Below are 22,263 nucleotides of genomic sequence, written 5' to 3'. Positions count from 1 at the left end.
GTTAATCTCGATTAAAATTTGAGGTTCAGGCCAAACTGATACGTAATGGTGCTGGGACCTGTATTATTGATGGAGCCGGTCGTTGTATTGTTGACCGATGAGCTGGTTGTCGGATCAATCCCGCTCGCATATTCTGGGTCGAACCCATCGTATTTGGTCCAGACGAACGGATTCAATACGTTGGCGTAAACGCGCAGGCTTCTGATGCCTACCCGTTGCAGGAGCGTTGAGGGGAGCGTATAGCCCAGCACAATGTTCTGTACTTTCACAAACGATACGTCCTTGTAGAAACCTACGCCCGAAACGCCGGTCCAGTAGGGGCCAATGTTGTTGGGCTGCGGATAGGTGTTGGACTGGCGGGTAGGTGTGACTTTATTCGCCGACATGTAGTAGTCGGTATAGAGTTTGTCGGTTCCCCGATCCGAATAGTTCAGGAACTGGCTGTGGAAAGCGCTGAATACCTGATTTCCCTGACGGGCAAACAATGATGTCGACAGGTCGAAGTTCCTATACGTGAACTGGGTAGAGAAACCGCCCGTCCACTTCGGATCTTTCTGGCCGATGATGGCCCGGTCGTTCGTACTGCTGATTTTGCCGTCATTATTCAGGTCTTTCACCTTCGCCTGCCCCGGCGACTGGCCGAATTTCAACGCCTGTTCGCGTTCACTCTCCTGCCAGATACCATCAAAAACATAGGTATAGTTGACATTGATCGGCTGGCCGATGAACCACCAGTTGCCCACCAGATCTTCCTTTTTGTCCAGCAGATCGACAATGGCGTTTTTGTTGCGCGACAGCGTAAACGACGTATTCCAGGTGAAGTTTTTGGTCGATATGTTCACCGTTCGCAGCGAAAATTCAATCCCTTTGTTGCTCACCGATCCCACGTTGTCTTTAATGGAGTTCCAGCCCGTTTCGATCGGGATGTCACGGTTCATCAGCACCCCTTTCGACAGCTTGTCGTAGAGGTCGATCGTACCGGAAATACGGCCGTTCAGGAAAGCGTAATCCAGCCCCAGGTCAAACTCGCGGGTACGTTCCCAGGTGAGCGATGGGTTCGGCAGGCGGCTGGGGCCGTAGCCAAGTGCCACCGTTCCGCCATAGTCATAAAACGCGGGATCGCTCAGCGTCATCTGGCTTTCGTAGGGATTGATATTGTTGTTGTTTCCAGCCACCCCGGCGCTGAAACGGAGCTTTAGTTCCGTGATGTAACTCGCTGCTTTCAGGAAGTTTTCGTCGGAAATCTGCCAGGCAACAGCCGCCGATGGGAACGTAGACCATTTGTGTCCATCAGCCAGTTTCGACGAGCCGTCCCAGCGGGTAGCCAGCGTAGCGTAGTACTTGCCTTTGTAGGAATAATTCAGGCGGGCCATGTACGACATGATCGAAAACTGACTGAACGCACTGACTCCCGACTGGCGGTTGGTTGACGAACCGAGGTTGTAGAATGACGAATTAAACGGCAGGTCATTCACCCGAAGGCCATCACTTTCGAAGCGGTCTTTCTGCATGCTATACAGACCCGTTACTGTAAAATTGTGGTCGCCGATGGTTTTACGGATCGTAGCGATGTTGTCGAAGATATAGGACAGTGACTGCTGATTCGTGCGTTGCGCATCGGGCAGCAAGCCTTCGCCTACCCCCGTCAGCGAACCCCAATAGCGGCCATTTCGCTCAAAATTCATACTGGGTGAGAAGGTCGATTTTAGCTCGAACCAGCTCACCGGTGCGAATTTCAGGTAGATGTTTCCGACGCCAAACATCCGGCGGGTGTTGTTTTCGGTATTGGGAATTTCGAGCAATGGATTCACCGTACTGGTTATGCTCGATATGGTCGAACTGCCCGGTACCGGAATCTGGCCAGGGCGGAAAATCAGATTGCCATTGTCGTCGTAGGGCTTGAAGATAGGAGCCATGTTAAACGCATTCCGGACGGCGTCATCGCTGCCGCGCTCGGTTTCGGTCAAAGAGAGGTTTACGCTCATCCCCGCCGACCATGTATCGTTGATTTTTCCGTCGAGGCTGGCCTTGAAATTATACCGTTCAAGGTCCTCATTGAGCAGATTGCCTTTCTCTTTCTGATACCCGGCTCCAATCAGGTATTGAATGGCATTCTTGTCGCTGGCGCCCGAAAAGGTCAGCCAGTGGTTGGCCTGCGTTCCGGTACGTAACACCAGGTCACGCCAGTTGGTGTAGTCATTGTTGGCGACCCGTTGCAGAACGAGCGGATTACCCAGTGAGCCAATCGTGTTGTCGTAATTGGTACGTCCGGCGATCAACTCCGGTGAAATGAACGTATTCTGGCGATATTCCCACCATTCCGGGCCGGTCATGAAGCGGGGCATACGCGCCACCTCACGAATACCCATGTAGCCATCGTACGAAATGGTAGAGCGTCCTTTAACCGATGCGCCCCCTTTTGTCGTCACCAGAATTACGCCATTGGAGCCCCGCGATCCGTAAATCGCCGTTGAAGCCGCATCTTTCAATACGTCCATTTTGGCAATATCCTGCGGATTCAGGAAGTTAATATCCGGCACGATAACCCCATCAACTACATAAAGCGGCTGTCCGCCCGCCAGGGAGTTTTGCCCGCGAATCTGAACGGAATAATTGCTGCCCGCCCGGCCCGATCCGGCCGAGATATCGACCCCGGCAATCTGGCCCTGAACGGCCTGCATGGGGTTGACCGTTCCGCGTTCGGCAATGGTTCGACCTTCGATACTACCCACCGCCGTGGCGACTTCCGCTTTCCGCTGGGTGCCATACCCAACGACCACGACTTCGTTCAGTGATTTGGTGTCAGTTTTCAGGACGATATCCAACGTCGTGTTATTGCCTACTGCTACGTCCTGGGTAATGTAACCGATGTACGAGAAAATTAATGTAACGCCCTGACCGGAAACGGGGAGTGTATATTTTCCGTCGGCGTCGGCGGTGGTTCCCTGCTGCGATCCCTTCCGGACAACACTTACCCCCGGCAAAGCCCCACCCTGTTCATCGGTCACACGCCCCGTGATCTGCCGCGTTTCCTGCGCCTGAACCGCGACTACAATCAGAAGCATTACTAAAGTAGATAAGATGTGTTTCATTGACCCTGGATTTACTTTTTTCAAGAAATAGATGCTTATTAAACGGTAATTTTTTAATCCCTTTTTAACAAGTCTACGTCCCGTTAAGCATTTTCTCAAGGTATTATTTAATTATTTCTACGCAATCGTTCCCGGCAACGTTTGCAGTTTGTCTCTTTCTAAGAAGATTCTGGCTTTTTATTGGTAGTAATACGGATATGGCTTAAAATAGTGACTGTTTTAGCTTTCATTGAAATAGGATTATTCTACTTTGACTTCTTTTTGTGCTATGAAAAGATACGTACTTAGGGCTTGTTTGCCGTGCTTACTGGCAACGTTCCCGGCAACGTTTGCATAAAAAGAAGTTGGTTGTTTGTTGTATAAGTCAATTTGTTCGCCAACATTCAACACTTACTTTAGCCGCATAAACTGGATGTACAGCTTGGTACTTGCCCTCATTTTTAGCCTTGTCAGCGTGTGTGGGTTTGCCCAAAAACAATACGTTACTGTGGCACAGGACGGTAGTGGCGATTACAGGACTGTACAGGCCGCACTGGATGCGATTCCGGCAGAAAATAAAAACCGGATTATTATCCGAATTCGAAAGGGGATTTATAAAGAGAAGTTAAAACTTGACTCCACGCAGCACTTCGTTACGTTGATTGGCGAGGATAAAGTGTCAACTATTCTTACTTATGATGATTATTCAGGTAAAATGGGGCCGGATGGCGTCAAATTTCGCACCTACACATCCAGTTCGTTTTCTATATTCGGTAACGATTTCAGGGCCGAGAATCTGACGTTTGAGAACACATCGGGGCCGGTGGCGCAGGCCGTGGCAGCCTACATTACCGGCGACCGGGCCGTGTTTGTCAACTGTCGGTTTCTGGGTTTTCAGGATACCCTCTACACCGGAATGCCGGAGCAATATGGTCGGCAGTATTACAAAGATTGCTACGTGGAGGGTACCATTGATTTCATTTTCGGATCGGCGACGGCGGTTTTTGACAACTGCACTATTTTCAGTAAACAGCCGGAAACCTACATAACGGCGGCTGCAACGCCTAAAGGAAAGTCCTTTGGGTTTGTATTTTTAGCCTGTCGGCTTACGAGCAATTCTTCCAGAGCGAGTGTGTATCTGGGTCGACCCTGGCGCGATTTTGCCCGAACGGTTTTTCTTCGCTGTCAACTGGGTGACCATATCAAACCCGAAGGCTGGCACAATTGGGATAAGCCCACCGCCGAAAAAACAGTCCTGTACGCGGAGTATCGATCAAAAGGGCCGGGAGCTGCTCCCTCGCAACGGGTTAGCTGGTCGAAACAACTACCTACCGAAGCGGCCAGAAGCTACACGGTTGACAACGTATTGGCGGGTAGTGATCACTGGAAGCCCGATAAGAAATTGACGAAAATTGCCTTTTAATCTAACTTCCGACAGCTTCATGCGCCTAACCTACGTACTCACGATCTTTCTCTGGCTGGTAAGCTTTTGCACCAGGGCGCAGGATTTTATTCCGTTGTGGCCTGCGGGTAAAATGCCCAATTCAAAAGGGTTGGTGATTAAAGACAGTATTGCCAACGAGCGGATTTATCGGGTAGGAACGCCGGGTATGTATGCGTTTCTGCCGTCAGCACAGGAGAACAAAGGGGCCGCTGTTGTGATCTGTCCCGGTGGCGGTTATGAACGACTGGCTTATATCATCAGCGGGTGGCAACTGGCCAAGTGGTTCAATACAATGGGTATCAGCGCATTTGTGCTCAATTATCGCCTGCCGAATTCGCCGGATTTAAAACAACGCGAACTGGGACCGCTTCAGGATGCCCAGCGAGCGATGCGGCTTATCCGGGCGAATGCCACACGATGGGGCATTAAACCCGATAAAATTGGGGTGCAGGGAACATCTGCGGGTGGGCATCTGGCGGCTCTATTATCTACAGCCACCACCGACGTATCAGCCATCGGCGACTCAATCAGTCAGCGGGCGTTTCGGCCTGATTTTACCATTCTTGTCTCCCCCGTGATCACGATGGGGCATTATGCTCATGTCGGCAGTCGAAAAAATCTGCTGGGCCCGAACCCCTCGGAAGAGCTATTGGAAACGTATTCGTTGGAAAACAGCGTAACGGCCACAACACCGCCCTGCTTTCTGGTTCATGCCTTTAATGATACGGGCGTAGACCAACGTAACAGTTTACTCTTTTATCAGGCGTTGGTTGAGAAGAAAATTCCGTCCAGTCTGCATACGTTTCCGCAGGGCGGTCATGCCATTGCGCTACGTAACAATCCGGGTTCGACCCAGCAATGGGTAACGTTGTGTGAAAGCTGGCTGCGGGAAATGAATTTTATCAGTGACGTTAAATGATCTAAGAGACTGTCTGAAAATACCCCAACCCCCTAAAGGGGGCTTTCCAGCCGGAGGTTTTAGCCCCCTTCAGGGGGTTGGGGGTATTTTCAGACCGGTCAAAAATCCCAACTGAACTAAGTCTGACTACTCAACAATGAACCACCCTCGTTGTCTCAAAATCGTCTCGCTACTTGGCCTGATCGCTATGATGGCCTTTACGACCCCGCCCGCTAAGATTACGGTCTACCTCATTGGCGATTCGACCATGTCGATCAAGCAGACGAAAGCGTATCCGGAAACGGGCTGGGGCATGCCGTTCGTCTATTTTTTCGACGAAAGCGTAACGGTCGATAATCGGGCGATGAATGGACGTAGCACCCGAACGTTCATTGAAGAAAAGCGCTGGCAACCCGTGGCCGATAACTTGCACGAAGGCGACTACGTATTGATTCAGTTTGGTCATAACGATGAAGTGCCTACGAAAAAAAGTTACACGACCGAAGGCGAGTTTCGGGCAAACCTGATTCGATTTATCACCGAAAGCCGCGCTAAAAAAGCTACTCCAGTGCTCATTACACCCGTTGCTCGCCGACAGTTCGATGCCGCCGGGAAAATTCAGGATACCCACGCCGTCTATGCTGAGCTGGTGCGGAACGTAGCGACCGAATACAAAACGCCTTTCATTGACCTTAACAAGCAGAGCCAGGAACTCCTGCAAACGTTCGGGGTGGAGAACTCCCAACTGCTGTTTCTGCAACTGGCGCCTGGTGAACACCCTAACTACCCCGAAGGGAAAGAAGACAACACCCATTTCAGCGAACTTGGTGCCCGAAAAATGGCCGAACTGGTGCTGGCGAACATCAAAACCCTACAACTCGACCTCGCCAACCGGATCGTAAAGCCGGAAAAAAAGTAATACTGAATTGAGTTGAAAAACGGCCCGTATGGGCCTCAACAGCGTAGCGTCGGTAGAAGGTAAAGAATATATATCGTTCGTGCCGTCAGGTACGTAACAAATAATTGATGGTTACGTACCTGACGGCACTCCAAATAATTGCCATATTTTATTTTCTACCGACGCTACGCTGTCAAACCCCTGCGGGGCTTCAACAAACTAGTGTGGCTTTGTCGCTTTAGTTGCTCCCAAATTGCGTTTGATAACGCCCCTAAATGGTTGCTGAAATCCTTCGGCATTAGCCTCCCAATTGCCTAATTCTATCTATTTATAATACAATCGAGAGTGATTCCTGGCTGGATGATAATATCCTATACATTGCCGAAAAAATGATATAGATATTAGCTTATTTTTTAGCCTTATTTTGAGCTTACTATACAATCTGAGCGTAAGCCGTTGAAGTCGCCCGATTGAAAGAGAAATTCCTGACTCATTCAATTACCTAACAGAAATTGTACCCAAATGAAAAAATCTGTTATTCCTGTAGCCCTTTCTGCTATCCTGTTTCTTGGCCAGTATTCCGCTTTTGCCCAGTATCCAACCATCCCGGCGGATGTTCAGAAGGAAAGCGATGAACTGCTAAAGGAATCCCGGCGGCAATCGGATATTGCCTGGGAAAAGGCGAAGCCGATTATTGCAAAAGAAGCGAAGGAAGGCAAACCTTATATTCCCTGGGCGGCCCGTCCGGTCGATTTGCCGCAAGCTTCGATTCCGGCTTTCCCGGGCGCTGAAGGTGGTGGCGCGTATACATTCGGTGGTCGTGGTGGCAAGGTTTATGTCGTTACCAGTCTGGAAGACAGAGGCCCCGGTACGTTGCGGGAGGCATGCGAACAGGGCGGTGCCCGCACCATCGTATTTAACGTAGCGGGTATTATCCGGCTTAAAACACCGCTTATTATTCGAGCACCTTACATCACGATTGCCGGTCAGACAGCGCCGGGCGATGGCGTTTGTGTAGCCGGCGAATCGGTCTGGATCAATACGCACGACGTAATCATTCGCTACATGCGTTTCCGTCGGGGTGAAACCGGTGTGGGTCGGCGCGACGACTCAATTGGTGGTAATCCCATTGGCAATATCATGATCGACCATGTTTCGGCAAGCTGGGGGCTGGACGAAAACATGTCGATGTACCGTCACATGTATAATGACAGCACGGGTAAAACGGTGGAAGAAAAGCTCCCAACAGTGAATATTACCATTCAAAACTCGATTTTTTCAGAAGCACTGGATACCTGGAATCACGCATTTGGCAGCACGTTGGGTGGCGAAAATTGTACGTTCATGCGTAATCTCTGGGCCGATAATGCAGGCCGAAACCCATCAATTGGCTGGAATGGCATCTTCAACTTTACCAACAATGTCATTTTTAACTGGGTACACCGGTCAACGGATGGGGGCGACTATACGGCTATGTACAATATTATCAACAACTACTACAAGCCAGGCCCGCAAACCCCAAAAGACTCGCCCCTTGCCTACCGGATTCTAAAACCGGAATCGGGACGTAGCAAATTGCCTTACCGTGTTTATGGCCGGGCCTATGTCAATGGCAATATTGTCGATGGTAACGAGAAAGTGACGAAAGACAACTGGGATGGTGGGGTTCAGGTGGAGGAGATGGCGAATGCTGGTGAATACATGGCCAACATAAAATGGAAAGAGCCGCTTCCAATGCCTAAGCTCACGATTCTGCCTGCGCAACAGGCATATAGCTACGTACTAGCCAACGCGGGGGCTATGCTCCCCAAACGCGACCCCGTCGATACGCGCGTTATTGAGCAGGTACGTACCGGAAAAATTACGTACAAAGAAGGTGTAAAACTGCCTGAAACCCAGTTCAAGCACCGTCGGTTACCCATCGATTCGTACAAGAACGGCATCATTACTGATCCAATTCAGGTCGGGGGCTATCCGGATTACAAAGGCACGCCTTACGTTGATTCCGATAAGGACGGCATGCCCGATGCGTGGGAGACCAAAAATGGCCTGAACCCGAAAGATCCGTCGGATGCGAGCCTGGCCAAAAAGAAAGATGGCTATACCAACATAGAAGAGTACCTTAACAGTGTCGTGCCTGTGCAACAGGTAATTCCCAGGACGTAATAGTTTATCCCTAAATCCCCTAAAGGGGACTTGGCTTGTATTTGGACAAAGTCCCCTTTAGGGGATTTAGGGGTTCTTAATGAGAACAAAAACATGCCAGCCTAAACCCGTGCTAAAGCCTTCTCTACTTATCGCCCTGATGTCGTGGCTAACCCTTGGTTGGCACAGCAGCGATACGTATGCGCAGAAGAATAAACCGACTCCGCCCAAACCGGTGGCACTTGGGACGGACGGGCGGTTAACCTACACGCCCGATCAGTTAGGCAACCGCATTCCTGATTTCTCATATTGCGGCTACAAAGCTGGTGAACAGGCCATTCCGAACGTAGCGACAAAGGTTATCGTGCCCGTTCGCAAAGGAGACGCTACGCGCCGGATACAGGCCGCTCTTGATTACGTAGCGTCTCTGCCAATCAATAACGATGGCTTCCGGGGCGCTGTGCTGCTCGAAAAAGGTGTGTATGAAGTGGCTGGAAGGTTAACGATTACCGCTTCTGGTGTTGTCCTTCGAGGCAGCGGAACGGGCAGCACCACCCTCCTCGGAACGGGCTTCAGCCGCGATAACCTGATTACGATTGGGGGACAAAACGACCGAAAAACCGAACCGCCAATTTCTATTGCCGATAGCTACGTAGCCGTCAACGCCCAGAAAATTCGCCTGTCCAAATCGACCGATTTTAAGGTTGGCGATCAGGTTCAGATTCGTCGTCCATCGACCAAAGAATGGATTCAGAAATTGGGCACAGACCAGTTTGGTGGAGGTATTTCGGCGCTGGGCTGGAAACCGGGTCAGCGCGACATGTACTGGGATCGGCAAATTACAGCCATTAACGGTTCCGAAATCACCATTGATGCCTCCTTGACAACAGCGCTGGATTCAGCGTTTGGCGGAGGCAGGCTTGCCCGCTACACATGGACGGGGCGCATTGCGCAATCGGGGGTCGAAAATCTCACACTGGGGTCAACTTACGACAAGACAAATCCAAAAGATGAAGACCATCGCTGGACGGCCATCGGCCTTGAAAACGTGCAGGATGCCTGGGTGCGCCAAGTCGTTTTTCGCCACTTCGCCGGATCGGCGGTCAACGTTCAGGAAACGGCGAAACGGATCACGGTTGAGGATTGCCAGTCGCTGGAGCCGATTTCAGAAATCGGTGGCGAACGACGTAACACGTTTCTGGTCAGGGGACAACAGGTTCTTTGCCAACGGCTGTATTCCGAATTTGGCTACCACGATTTTGCCGTCGGTTTTTGCAGTGCCGGGCCGAATGCGTTCGTGCAGTGCGAAGCGCATTTGCCGTTTAGTTTCAGTGGCAGCATCGACAGTTGGGCGTCGGGTGTGTTATTCGACGTAGTGAATAGCGACGGCAACGCGCTCCGTTTCGCCAATCTCGGGCAGGACGGACAGGGTGCGGGCTGGAATGCCGCCAATAGTGTTTTCTGGCAATGTACAGCTGCCCGCGTGGAGAATTTTCAACCGCCAACGGCGCAAAATTGGGCGTTTGGCACCTGGGCGCAGTTTGCCGGAGATGGTTACTGGGACATGTCCAATGAGCATATCCAGCCGAGGAGTTTATACTACGCCCAACTAAAAGACCGGCTGGGCGACAACGTAGCGAGCAGAACAATTCTGCTGCCGGTTGACTCCGAAGCGTCGAGCAGCCCCAAAGTCGACGTAGCACAGGCACTTACCAAACTCGCCGTCAACCCCGCCCCGACATTATACGATTTTATCACGGCAGCCGCAACGCGCCAACCCCTTTCCACTACGTCGTCTGCCAAGTCAATTGATGTGATTGGCTTACCTAAAGAAACGGCGCTCACAAAAGCGGCTCCCATGCAGATTCAGCTCGGAAAACTGGTGCGGGGCAGTACGTTGGTTGCGGGTCGGCGGCAGGAAGTGCCCTGGTGGAATGGCAGCGCCCGACCCTACGGACTCGCCAGCGCCAAGCCGCATATCACCCGCTTTGTTCCGGGCATGACGGGCCGTGGCCTGACCGACAATCTGGAGGCAATGACCGATTCGATGAAAACCGATAACATCGTTGCGCTTGACCATAATTACGGACTTTGGTATGATCGTCGGCGGGACGATCACGAACGTATTCGCCGGATGAATGGCGAGGTATGGCCGCCTTTTTACGAACTTCCCTTTGCCCGAAGCGGAAAAGAAACTGCCTGGGATGGCTTGAGTAAATACGACCTGACGAAGTACAACAACTGGTACTGGAGCCGACTGAAGCAGTTTGCTGACCTCGCCGATCAGAAAGGACTCGCGCTCATTCACGAGAATTATTTCCAGCATAACATCATTGAAGCGGGGGCTCACTACGCCGATTTCCCCTGGCGGCCCGCCAATAACATCAACAATACTGGCTTTCCGGAGCCGGTTCCCTACGCGGGTGACAAGCGAATTTTCATGGCCGAACAGTTTTACGACGTATCGCACCCGGCTCGGCGGGCGCTGCACAAAGCGTATATCAACAAATGCCTCGACAATTTCGCGGCCAATTCGGGCGTCATTCAACTCATCGGGGCTGAGTTTACGGGTCCGCTACCGTTTGTGCAGTTCTGGATCGACACAATTAAAGAGTGGGAAAAGGCGACTGGCAAAAAGGCAATCATTGGGTTGAGCACCACCAAAGACGTTCAGGATGCGATTCTGGCAGATGCCAAACGGGCTTCGGCTATCAATCTGATTGATATTCGATTCTGGCATTATCAGGCCAACGGCACGACCTACGCACCTGCCGGTGGTCAAAATCTGGCCCCACGTCAACATGCCCGACTCTTAACGCCCAAGAAAACGTCGTTCGAGCAGGTGTATCGGGCCGTGCGGGAATATCGGCAGAAGTTCCCTGACAAGGCCGTTACGTATGCGGGCGACAGTTTCGACTCGATGGGTTGGGCGGTCCTGCTGGCGGGCGGTTCAATGCCGAATATTCCGGCAGTGGCCGATCCTCAATTTTTAGCGGACGCCACCCAAATGCAGCCGCTTGAGTTGCCCCACACACCCGCCAGCCAGTGGGCGATGGGCAACGACAAAACCGGCTATGTTCTTTACAGCGAGTCCGCAACGCCGGTTCAGCTTGATCTGACAAAAGCAACGGGATCATTCTCCGTCAATTATATCAATCCTAAAACGGGGGACGTAGTGAAATCGAAAGAAATTGTGAAAGGGGGCAGCATGGTCAGTCTGAAAAAACAAAGCGAGGGCGCGGACGTGATCTGGGTTAAAAAAAGTAATGGGTTATGAGTACGAATCAACTTACCCCCAACCCCCTAAAGGGGGCTAAAACCTCCGGCTGGAAAGCCCCCTTTAGGGGGTTGGGGGTAGTAATCCTTGTTTTGCTTTCCACCCAAACCCACGCCCAAGACACGGTGCGCTACGTTGGGCAGACGCTGTCCAATGTCGATTATCATCATGGGCAGTTGAGTCCGGCGGTGGGCGTGCATAACATTCAGGTGTTTCGGGCGAACCGCGAGCATCCGGAGCTGGCGGGCGGCACCAACTGGACGTATAACCACGCGCCGATGCTGGCCTACTGGAACAATACGTTCTACCTGCAATACCTCAGCAACCCCGTTGGTGAGCACGTACCGCCGGGTCAAACATTGCTCCTGACCTCGAAAGATGGCTATAAATGGTCGGCGCCAACCATCGTTTTTCCGCCCTACAAAGTGCCGGATGGCTGGAAGAAAGAAGGTCGCCCGGAAGTAGCCAAAGATTTGTATGCGGTCATGCACCAGCGCATGGGCTTTTTCGTCGCGACCAACAAACGACTTCTGACGCTGGCTTTTTACGGCATTGTGATGGGTCCGAAAGATGATCCGAACGACGGTAACGGCATTGGTCGGGTGGTGCGTGAAATCTACCCCGATGGCAAATTTGGACCGATTTACTTCATCCGAAATAATACGTCCTGGGACAAAAGCAAGTCAGCGTATCCGTTCTATACCAGTTCAAAAGACAAAGGGTTTGTGGACGCTTGCAACGAACTGCTGGGCAATACGCTCATGATGCAGCAATGGATTGAAGAAGCTGACCGCAACGACCCATTGATTTCGCTAAAGAAAGACGTAAAAGCGTTCAGCTACTACCATCTGCCCGACAATCGTGTGGTGGGTTTGTGGAAACACGCCCTCACGACGATCAGCAAAGATGACGGTAAAACGTGGCAGTACAACCCAGTCCGGGCGCCGGGTTTCGTGAATAGTAACGCCAAAATCTGGGGACAAAAAACGTCCGACGGCCAGTACGCTACGGTCTACAATCCGTCGGAATTTCGCTGGCCGCTGGCTGTTTCGACCAGCAAAGACGGGCTGAATTACACCAACTTACTGCTGGTAAACGGCGAGATTACGTCCCTGCGCTATGGTGGTGCCTACAAGTCTTATGGACCGCAGTACGTTCGGGGCATCGAGGAAGGAAACGGTACGCCACCCGATGGGAATCTATGGGTTACGTACAGCATGAACAAGGAGGATATCTGGGTATCGAGCATTCCGGTTCCCATTACCGACGAGGTGAAAACCCACGCCAACGACGTATTTGCCCAGCTTCCGGCGGGTGAAGAACTTAAATACTGGAACATATACAGCCCGCTTCAGGCAACGGCTCAATTGGAAACGGTTGACGGCACGAAAGCACTGGTGCTGCGAGACAAAGACAAATTCGATTTCGCCAAAGCCGAGCGCGTCATTCCTGATTCAAAGAAATTGACCGTTGAGTTTTCGATCGTACCGCAACATCGGAGCGCCGACCGAACCAACAAAGGCACCTTACACATTGAATTTCAGGACGCTAAAGGCAACGCGGCTGTGCGGCTGATGTTTGACGCCGATAGTCTGTTCAAGGCCAAGGTGGGCTACCGCGATTCGAATATTCAGAAATACGAGGCTGGTAAGCAATACGATGTACGGATTGAGCTGGACCGCGACAAACGCATGTTCACTACGTTCGTCAATGGACAATCCAAAGGCAACCGACTGTTTTTCGCGCCTGTGGCCTCGTTCCGACGGGTCGTTTTCCGAACGGGTGCGGTACGTCGTTTCCCGGATGCCGACACGCCCACCGATCAGAACTACGATTTACCCAAAGCGGGTGAACAGGATGCCGAAGCTGTATTTATAATCAAGTCCTTTAAAACGAGTGGTTTACAAAGTCGAGTGGAGTAAAAAAACTGAAGTCGCCCGGAAACCACTAAATCCCCTGAAGGGGACTTTGTCTGAGTATGAGTTAAGTCCCCTTCAGGGAGTTTAGTGGTTTGCGGACAGAAATAAAAATAACAAAAATGCTCAAACACAATCTGTTAGCTGTTGCCTTGCTTCTCTGACGTTCGGCGTAGTCTCTGACTACGTTGCAGCGTTACCCGGTCTCTGACCGGAACTTGATAACCTGTTCAAAACCGGTCAGAGACCGGATAACACGCGAACGAAGTCTGGAGACTTCGCTCAACACGAACAAAAATGCGGAAACACAAACTGTTCGCTATCACCTTATTTCTCCTTTCAGCCAACCTGAAAGCCGAGATCATTCTGCCCCGGATTTTTGGGCATAACATGGTGCTGCAACAGGGTAAGCCGTTGACATTCTGGGGGAAAGCGTCGGCGGGTGAAACCGTGACGATTCAATTTTCCGGGCAGAGTCAAACAACTTCCGCCGATGCCCTGGGCAAGTGGAGTGTCACATTGAAACCACTCAAAGCCTCCGCCACACCCTCGGAGCTGGTCATTTCGGGTACCAATACAATCCGGTTGCAAAACATTCTGGTGGGCGAAGTCTGGCTGTGTTCAGGTCAGTCGAATATGGAATACACGATGCGGAAGAACAGCAAAGTGAAGGCATCAGTGGCAACCCAACTCGTTGACGGCCATAATCCCGTTGACGAATTAAACTACGCTAACAATCCGCAAATCCGAATCTTTTTGGTCAACCGGAAAGAGCTGAGCAAACCCGATTCGCTGCATCGCGGATGGAACGTCGCGCAGGATTCGGCACTACGTTCATTTTCGGCACCGGCTTATTTCTTCGCCAACCAACTGTACAGGAATCTGAACGTACCGATTGGCGTCATTTCGTCGGCTATCCCCGGCAGTCGTATTGAGCCGTGGATTTCGGAGGCTGCTTTTCGGGAGGACTCCTACTACGGCAACCAGAAAATAGATGGCGAGCCGGGTAAGTTTTACGAACCCATGATTCGGCCGCTGGCTCCGTTTGCCATGAAAGGCTTCCTGTGGTATCAGGGCGAATCCAATTGTTTTCTAAAAGAAACCACTACGTATTCGCACAAACTGAAAACGCTCATCACAAGCTGGCGAACTGCCTGGAACGATCAGAAACTGCCATTTTATTACGTCTCGCTGGCTCCGTTCAAGTACTCCGAATCGAAAGGGAAAGTTGCGCTGACCCGCGAAACATTACCGGAGTTTCGGGAAGCGCAGGAGCAGGTGCTCAGCCTGCCCCAAACGGGCATGATCGTAACGACCGATCTGGCTGATGACTTGTCGGATATTCACCCGCCTTTCAAATGGGAAGTCGGCCGACGATTGGCCCTGCTCGCCCTCACTAATGCGTACGACAAAAATGACGTAGTAGCGGAAGGTCCCATTTTCGAGAAAATGAACGTGAAAGGTCGGGCCATTCAGCTCTCTTTCAGCCAAATCGGAAGTGGTTTAGTGAGCAAAAATGGCCAGCCGCTTACTGGCTTTACCATTGCCGGGAAGGCCGGTATTTTTTCGCCCGCCGAAGCACATATTGACGGCAAACACATACTCGTTTCGGCCGACAACGTACCGAATCCAACGGCCGTTCGCTTTGCGTGGGACGAAGCCGCCCAACCGAATCTATTCAATAAAGAAGGCTTACCAGCCCGGCCCTTCCGGACAGATAAACCACAGAAGAATCAACTTTTTGACAGCGTCAGGCCGTCTGACAGCCCTGTTTCGAGAGGTTTAGATGCAAAAACGTCAAGCTCAAACTAACGATGAAAAACGTCCTGACTACTTATTTATTCGTAGCTGCTCTGGCTGCAACATTGCCAGCCTTCAGTCAGCAGGAGTCGACTCAATCGGCGACGTCAACGGAGGCAAAAGCTGATGCCGAACAGGAAACAAAAGCGTCCGAGTGGATCGCATCACTGAATCTGAACGATGCCGGGAAAGAAAAACGCCTGACCAACGTAGTGGCGACCCACTTGAAAGCCATTCGTGACTGGCACAATGAGCATCCGGCCAGTACCGTTCCCGCCGGAATCAATCCAGTAACCGGAAACCCATTATCCGAACTCGACCGGCAATTGATCGCAGATTCAGCCATTCCCCGAACGGTTCACCAATCACTGATGACCGGTTTGCAGGCCGATCTGGACAGGAATCAGGTCGATGCCATTCTGGATAAATACACCATCGGGAAAGTGGCGTTCACCATGAATGGATACAAGGCTATTGTTCCAAACATCACTGAAAAAGAAGTAGCAACCATTCAGGGGTTTCTGGAACAGGCGCGTGAACAGGCCGTCGATTACAAAAGCATGAAAGAGATCTCGGCCATCTTCGAGATCTACAAAACCAAATCAGAGCAGTATCTGAACGCAAATGGCCGGAATTGGCGGGATATGTACAACGCTTACACGGCTGCGATTAAAGCTAAAAAGGCTGAAGCAAAGAAGCAGGCAACGAATTGATTCTTTTTGTTTCTGTCATGCTGACGATAGGAAGCATGACAGAAAATCGGAATGACAGAAAATACACAACACAATGACAAACAAAGCCCTATACACAACCCTGTTCATCAGCCTGACCCTGTTCGGCACTACGTCTGCTCAGTTGACCAAGTGGCAATCGGGGCTGGTGGTGGATGAATTTGTGGTTGACAAACCGCCGTTTCCGGAAAGTCACGCGGCTACCATCGCCGAGACGCCGACCGGGTTGGTTTCGGCCTGGTTTGGCGGGACCAAAGAGCGAAACCCGGATGTGTGTATTTGGGTAAGTCGGCAGGAAAAGGGGAAATGGCTGGCCCCTGAGAACGTGGCGAATGGCATTATCAACGACACGCTTCGGTACGCCTGCTGGAACCCGGTTTTGTACCATATTCCGAAAGGCGAGTTGATGCTGTTTTATAAAGTTGGCTCGAGTCCGTCGAAGTGGTGGGGATTGCTGAAAACTTCATCCGATGACGGACGCACGTGGTCAGCAGCCCGGAAATTACCCGATGGATACCTTGGCCCAATCAAAAACAAGCCGGTTCTGCTCGCCAACGGCAATCTGTTTTGTCCAACCAGCACCGAGGGTGACGGCTGGAAACTATATTTTGAGGTAACGCCTGATTTCGGAAAAACCTGGCGAAAAATCGGTCCGCTCAATGATGGCAAAACACTGAATGCTATCCAGCCCAGCATTTTGACGTATGGAAATGGTAAACTCCAGATTCTGGCCCGTAGTCGGGACCGCGCCATCGAAGAATCCTGGTCAACGGATAACGGCGAAACCTGGTCGCCATTGGCCAAAACAACCTTGCCGAACAACAATTCGGGAACCGATGCTGTCACGCTAAAAGACGGTCGGCAGCTGCTGGTGTATAACCACGTACTGCCGCCGGGCGACCTGGCCAAAGGACCGCGTACACCGCTGAACTTGGCCGTGTCGAGCGATGGCAAGAACTGGTCGGCAGCGGTGATCCTGGAAGATTCGCCAATAAGCCAGTATTCCTATCCATCCGTCATTCAGACGAGCGATGGGATGATTCATGTCATTTACACCTGGCGTCGGCAGAAGATCAAACATGCCGTTATCGACCCCAAGAAACTGAAGCTGAAACCCATTGAAAACGGCGTCTGGCCGATGCTGGATGGCTATACGGCACCGGTAACCAAAGAGATTACGAAGGATTGAGGTGATACGCTGTTCGGCGTAGTCTCTGACTACGTCGCAGCGATATCCGGTCTCCGACCGGAGTTTAAAAGACTACCTAAAACCGGTCGGAGACCGGATACCGCTGCGACGTAGTCAGAGACTACGCCGAGCATGCTAGACAATGACGCAGGAATTAAAAATACATTTTCCAGGCAAGCTGGTTTTCGGCAAAGGTTCACTTGGAAACCTGACCGATGAACTAGTGCAGTTGTCGCCCCAAAAGGTGCTGATCGTGACGATTAGCCCATTGCTGGCGCAGTTGAAAAGCCTGGTCGATACGTTGGAAACCAACGGAATAGGCGTTTGGGTCGACACCAGCATCGAGCAGGAGCCCTCGTTCGCGGACTTCGAAAAGCTGATGCAGCTCGTTTCACCGTTCAATCCCGACCTGGTGCTGGGCATCGGCGGAGGGAGTGTGTTGGATGTTGCCAAATTGATTGCTGCTCAACTGGACAATGACCAGACGCTGACGGAAATTCTGGGCATTGGAAACCTGAACGGACGTAGTAAAAAGCTCATTTGTGTACCTGCTACGTCGGGAACGGGGAGCGAGGCATCGCCCAATGCCATTTTGGTAGACGACGCTGATCATCAGAAGAAAGGAATCATCAGCCCGTTTCTGGTGCCCGACATCGTGTATGTCGATCCATTGCTGACCATCAGCGTGCCAGCGTCCATTACGGCCGCGACCGGCATTGATGCGCTAACCCATTGCCTGGAAGCCTATACGAACAAATTTGCGCAGCCCTTCATCGACATGTATGCATTTGAGGGCATGCGCCTGATTGCGGCCAATATCGTGCAGGTGGTACGTAACGGCGCGGATGAAGAGGCCCGCACGAACGTAGCGATGGGGAGTTTGCTGGGTGGGTTTTGCCTGGGTCCGGTGAATACGGCGGGCGTTCATGCGCTCTCGTATCCGCTGGGCAGTACGTTTCACCTGGCGCATGGGCTTTCCAATGCGCTGCTGCTGCCCTACGTCATGGCGTTCAACATTCCGGCGGCCGTTTGTCGGTATGCGCAGGTAGCGCTTGCGCTGGGTTGTGAACGCGGAAAAGACGATGCCGAAACAGCCGCGAAAGGCGTAATGAAAATCAACGAACTGATTCGTGAATGTGGCATTCCAGCCCGTTTGCGGGATGTCAATATTCCGAAAGAAGCGATTCCTCAGATGGCGGATGATGCCCTGAAAATCACACGATTGCTAAAAAATAATCCGCGCGAGATCACTCGCGACGATGCTATTGCTATTTATACAGCCGCTTATTAGCTATGAGTATGAAAAAGAAATACCAGGGTGTTGTTGTTCCGCTGGTTACGCCCCTGACCGACGCGTATAAAATTGATGGAACGGCCGTTGAAAAGATGATGGCCAATCTTCAGATCAATGAAGCTATGCCGTTCGTTCTGGGGACTACGGGCGAATCGACCTCATTGCCCCTGTCGGTAAAACAGGCCTATGTGAAAGAAGCGGCACGGCTGAAGTCGGCAGATACGGTGTTGTACGCGGGTATCTCGTCCAACTGTCTGGAGGAGTCGGTCGATTTTGCCAATTACTGTTTCGATGAGGGCGTCGATGCCGTGGCCGCTACGTTGCCGTCGTATTATGCGCTGTCGGAGAGCCAGATGAAGCGGTATTTCGAGCAGTTGGCCGATCAGTTGAATGGGCCACTGATCATCTACAACATCTTCGCGACAACCCGCATGTCGATTCCGATTCCGGTGATTGATGAGCTTAGCTACCACCCCCGAATCGTCGGTATCAAAGACTCGGAACGTAGCACCGACCGACTAAGCGAGTCGTTGGCGTTATGGGCAAACCGCCCTGATTTCAGCCATTTTATGGGCTGGGCCGCCCGATCGGCGCACGCGTTGCTCGCTGGGAGTGACGGACTTGTTCCGAGTACCGGAAATCTCTTTCCGGGCCTTTACCGCGATATGTTGAAGGCGGTTGAGGAGGGCAACGAGGAAAAGGCGTATAGCTGTCAGAATCAGTCGGATGCATTCGGCCATCTCTATCAGGCAGGCCGAACGCTGGGTGAATCCTTGTGGGCGCTGAAGGTGTTGATGCAGGAATATGACTTATGCGGAACCACCGTGATGCCCCCGCTTCAACCGCAGTCGGAGCAGGAGAAAATTCAATTGAAAGCTGCCCTGATCGACTTGGTCGAGAAGGAGGAAATACAACTGTAATCATTGACAAGACCTAAGAAACTGTCTGACAAACCCCTAAATCCCCTGAAGGGGACTTTGTCTAAGCATGAGCCAAGTCCCCTTCAGGGGATTTAGGGGTTTGCAGGTTGACTAAAAACAATTTTCAGATAGCTTCTAACTTTATCAAATCTGTTAATCAGATATTTAAGATGAACACAGACAATAAACCAATAGTCGGAATCACGATGGGTGATCCGGCGAGCATTGGCCCCGAAATAGCCGTTAAGGCACTTCTGAATCCAACTATTTACGACATCTGCAACCCTGTTCTGGTAGGTGATGCTAGTGTATTTCGCGACATCGCCACGCGGTTGAATCTGAACGTAATTATCAATCCCATTACGTCCGTTTCGGATGCGAAATTTACGTTAGGGACGGTTGATGTCTACGACCTTGCCAATGTCGATCTCGTTAATCTGCAATTCGGCGAAATCTCGGCCATGGCGGGCGAAGCGGCATTTGCGGCAGTGAAAACTGTGATTGATCTTGCCCTGGCCGATGAAGTTGACGCAACCGTTACCGGCCCGATCAACAAAAAATCCATCAACGAAGCCGGTCACCATTTCGCGGGACATACCGAAATTTACGCCCAGTTTACCAACACGAAAAAATATGGTATGCTGCTGGTAGAAGACCAGTTGAAGGTGATTCACGTATCGACGCACGTATCGTTGCGGCAGGCGTGCGATCTGGTGAAAAAAGATCGTATTCTTGAAGTGATTGACCTGTTATACAATGGCTTGATTTCGTTAGGCGAAACAAACCTGAAAATTGGTGTTGCGGGTCTGAATCCACACGCGGGCGATTCGGGATTGTTTGGCACGGAAGACGATCAAGAAATCCGGCCAGCAGTCGAAGAAGCGAAACGACGGGGCTACGACGTCGAAGGCCCGGTTCCCGCCGATACGTTATTTTCGAAAGCGGCAACGGGTTATTACGGCGGTGTTGTGGCGATGTACCACGATCAGGGCCACATTCCGTTCAAGCTGACAGGCTTCAAATGGAACGCCGACAAGAAGCAGATGGACAGCGTGAAAGGGGTAAACATCACGATGGGATTGCCCATCATTCGCACCTCGGTCGATCACGGAACAGCCTTTGAAATTGCCGGAAAAGGTGTCGCCAGCCCCGACGCAATGATCCTGGCGATTGAATCAGCGGTTCAATTGTCGAGGTATCGAAAGAAGAATTTGCAGGCGGTGTAACTTTTTTTGTCACTCGGTTGAGCGTAGTCTCCAGACTACGCTCGTGCGTTATCCGGTCTCCGACCGTGTTAAAAAAGCTAATTCCGGTCAGAGACCGGATAACACGACGGCGCAGTCTGGAGACTACGCCGAACAAGGGAGCTTTGTCACCTCTAAAGCATAGCCCCCTTCAGGGGGTTGGGGGTTATTGAACCAGCGGACAAAAAACATAATGATAGCAGTCATTGCAGACGATTTAACGGGGGCCGCCGAGTTGGGTGGTATTGGGGTGACGTACGGGCTCGATGTGGAATTAGCCATGTCTGTCAATCCGCAGTCGAACGCGGAATTGCTGGTTATTGCGACGGATGCCCGGTCGGTTTCGGAGCCGGAAGCGGTCGCCATCATGAGCGAAGTCAGTGCGGCTTTACAGGCGATGAAGCCGCAATTGATTTTCAAAAAAGTCGATTCGGTACTGCGGGGACACGTCATTCCGGAAACCGTGGCACAGCTGGCCGTCCTGGGTTTAGAGAAAGCGTTGATCGTTCCGGCGAATCCGGCGCTGGGTAGAATTCTGATCGACGGCCATTATTACGTTCAGGGTAAGCTGATCCACCAGACTCATTTCTCGAACGATCCGGAATTCCCGATAATCGAATCGAATGTGTTGAAGCGACTCGCTGGAAATGACGTGCCAATAACGGTGCAACCACCTGCAGAAGCTTTAGTTCAGCCCGGTATTGTCATCGGCGAGGTTGGCACGCAAGGCGACCTACAGGCATGGGCCAGCCGTGTCGATGAGCAGACGCTACCGGGTGGCGGATCGGGTTTCTTTACGGCTATTCTCGGATCGCGCTACGTATCTAAACGGGCAACAAGCCCAACAAGTGCCTTGGGCCATTGCAGACTTTACGTATGCGGAAGTGCCTTTGGTCACAGCGTTGAGTTGGTAAAAAAAGCGGCTATGACCGGCAATTTTGTTTGTTATATGCCCGATACCTTGTTGCATTCTGGAGATCAGGAAACAACTGAATTGGCGAATTGGGTAGCGAGTATTATTGACTGTTTTCAGCGACATGAGCAGGTGATTATGGCAATAGGGCCTGAATCGGTCGTGGATGCCAGTGGGATGGCGGTTCATTTGAGAACGATCATGGCAAAAGCTGTAAAGCTGGTGCTCAACCAATTCCCGGTGGATGAATTAATTATCGAAGGCGGCTCAACGGCATCGGCTACTCTGCGTGAACTGGGTATTACGCGCCTGGCCGTAACGCAGGAGTTGGGGGCTGGCGTCGTTCGAAGCGCCGTTGTCGACAATAATAATTTACATATTACCGTAAAGCCAGGAAGCTACCGCTGGGCACCGGACTTATGGACGTTTGCATAACGTACCCGCGGGCTTTAGCCCGTGTTTAGTGCTGATCCAAACACGGGCTGAAGCCTGTGGATACGTTAGAAAAATAAATTTCTAAACC

The 22,263-nt window shown here is 51.6% G+C and carries 14 protein-coding genes; 13 read left to right on the top strand and 1 reads right to left on the bottom strand.

Annotation, left to right across the window (positions count from 1 at the left end; all coding sequences use genetic code 11):
* Positions 1 to 11 precede the first annotated feature (11 nt).
* Positions 12 to 3,065, bottom strand: a complete 3,054-nt coding sequence (locus tag ACYVEA_RS02965) for a SusC/RagA family TonB-linked outer membrane protein (RefSeq protein WP_461111824.1) — start codon at positions 3,063 to 3,065, stop codon at positions 12 to 14.
* Positions 3,066 to 3,504: 439 nt separating this feature from the next.
* Between ACYVEA_RS02965 and ACYVEA_RS02960 the strand changes: the two genes are divergently transcribed.
* The 13 genes from ACYVEA_RS02960 (at position 3,505) to ACYVEA_RS02900 (ending at position 22,175) form a co-directional block, all read left to right on the top strand.
* Positions 3,505 to 4,494 (top strand): pectinesterase family protein, encoded by a 990-nt coding sequence (locus ACYVEA_RS02960; RefSeq protein ID WP_461111823.1) that lies wholly within the window; start codon positions 3,505 to 3,507, stop codon positions 4,492 to 4,494.
* Positions 4,495 to 4,513: 19 nt separating this feature from the next.
* A complete protein-coding gene (locus tag ACYVEA_RS02955; protein ID WP_461111822.1) occupies positions 4,514 to 5,434 on the top strand; it encodes an alpha/beta hydrolase in 921 nt (306 codons plus the stop codon).
* A 136-nt stretch (positions 5,435 to 5,570) separates the two neighbouring features.
* Positions 5,571 to 6,332 (top strand): rhamnogalacturonan acetylesterase, encoded by a 762-nt coding sequence (locus ACYVEA_RS02950; RefSeq protein WP_461111821.1) that lies wholly within the window; start codon positions 5,571 to 5,573, stop codon positions 6,330 to 6,332.
* 501 nt (positions 6,333 to 6,833) lie between these two features.
* On the top strand, positions 6,834 to 8,477 hold the full coding sequence (locus ACYVEA_RS02945) for a pectate lyase family protein (RefSeq protein ID WP_461111820.1): 1,644 nt from the start codon (positions 6,834 to 6,836) through the stop codon (positions 8,475 to 8,477).
* A 109-nt stretch (positions 8,478 to 8,586) separates the two neighbouring features.
* Positions 8,587 to 11,733: a DUF6298 domain-containing protein gene (locus ACYVEA_RS02940; protein WP_461111819.1), complete on the top strand. Its 3,147-nt coding sequence runs from the start codon at positions 8,587 to 8,589 to the stop codon at positions 11,731 to 11,733.
* The gene (locus ACYVEA_RS02935) at positions 11,730 to 13,655 is read left to right on the top strand and encodes an exo-alpha-sialidase (protein WP_461111818.1); all 1,926 of its coding nucleotides are present in this window, start codon (positions 11,730 to 11,732) and stop codon (positions 13,653 to 13,655) included. Before ACYVEA_RS02940 ends, ACYVEA_RS02935 begins: the two co-directional genes overlap by 4 nt.
* Positions 13,656 to 13,946: 291 nt before the next feature.
* Positions 13,947 to 15,461 carry a sialate O-acetylesterase gene (locus ACYVEA_RS02930; protein WP_461111817.1) on the top strand — a complete coding sequence of 505 codons (1,515 nt, stop codon included), beginning with the start codon at positions 13,947 to 13,949 and terminating at the stop codon, positions 15,459 to 15,461.
* Between the two features lie 2 nt (positions 15,462 to 15,463).
* Entirely contained in the window at positions 15,464 to 16,162 is a 699-nt protein-coding gene (locus tag ACYVEA_RS02925) for a DUF3826 domain-containing protein (RefSeq protein ID WP_461111816.1), read from the top strand.
* Positions 16,163 to 16,235: 73 nt separating this feature from the next.
* Entirely contained in the window at positions 16,236 to 17,369 is a 1,134-nt protein-coding gene (locus ACYVEA_RS02920) for a sialidase family protein (RefSeq protein WP_461111815.1), read from the top strand.
* Between the two features lie 142 nt (positions 17,370 to 17,511).
* Complete coding sequence (locus ACYVEA_RS02915; protein ID WP_461111814.1) at positions 17,512 to 18,660, top strand: iron-containing alcohol dehydrogenase; 1,149 nt, start codon at positions 17,512 to 17,514, stop codon at positions 18,658 to 18,660.
* 8 nt (positions 18,661 to 18,668) lie between these two features.
* Positions 18,669 to 19,583, top strand: a complete 915-nt coding sequence (locus tag ACYVEA_RS02910) for a dihydrodipicolinate synthase family protein (RefSeq protein ID WP_461111813.1) — start codon at positions 18,669 to 18,671, stop codon at positions 19,581 to 19,583.
* A 170-nt stretch (positions 19,584 to 19,753) separates the two neighbouring features.
* Positions 19,754 to 20,809 (top strand): 4-hydroxythreonine-4-phosphate dehydrogenase PdxA, encoded by a 1,056-nt coding sequence (pdxA, locus tag ACYVEA_RS02905; RefSeq protein ID WP_461111812.1) that lies wholly within the window; start codon positions 19,754 to 19,756, stop codon positions 20,807 to 20,809.
* Positions 20,810 to 21,020: 211 nt separating this feature from the next.
* On the top strand, positions 21,021 to 22,175 hold the full coding sequence (locus tag ACYVEA_RS02900) for a four-carbon acid sugar kinase family protein (RefSeq protein ID WP_461111811.1): 1,155 nt from the start codon (positions 21,021 to 21,023) through the stop codon (positions 22,173 to 22,175).
* The last annotated feature ends 88 nt before the right edge of the window (positions 22,176 to 22,263 follow it).

The organism is Spirosoma jeollabukense (assembly GCF_054777855.1).
The sequence above is the reverse complement of the archived record's forward strand: the minus strand, read 5'-3'. Positions and strand labels throughout refer to the sequence as shown.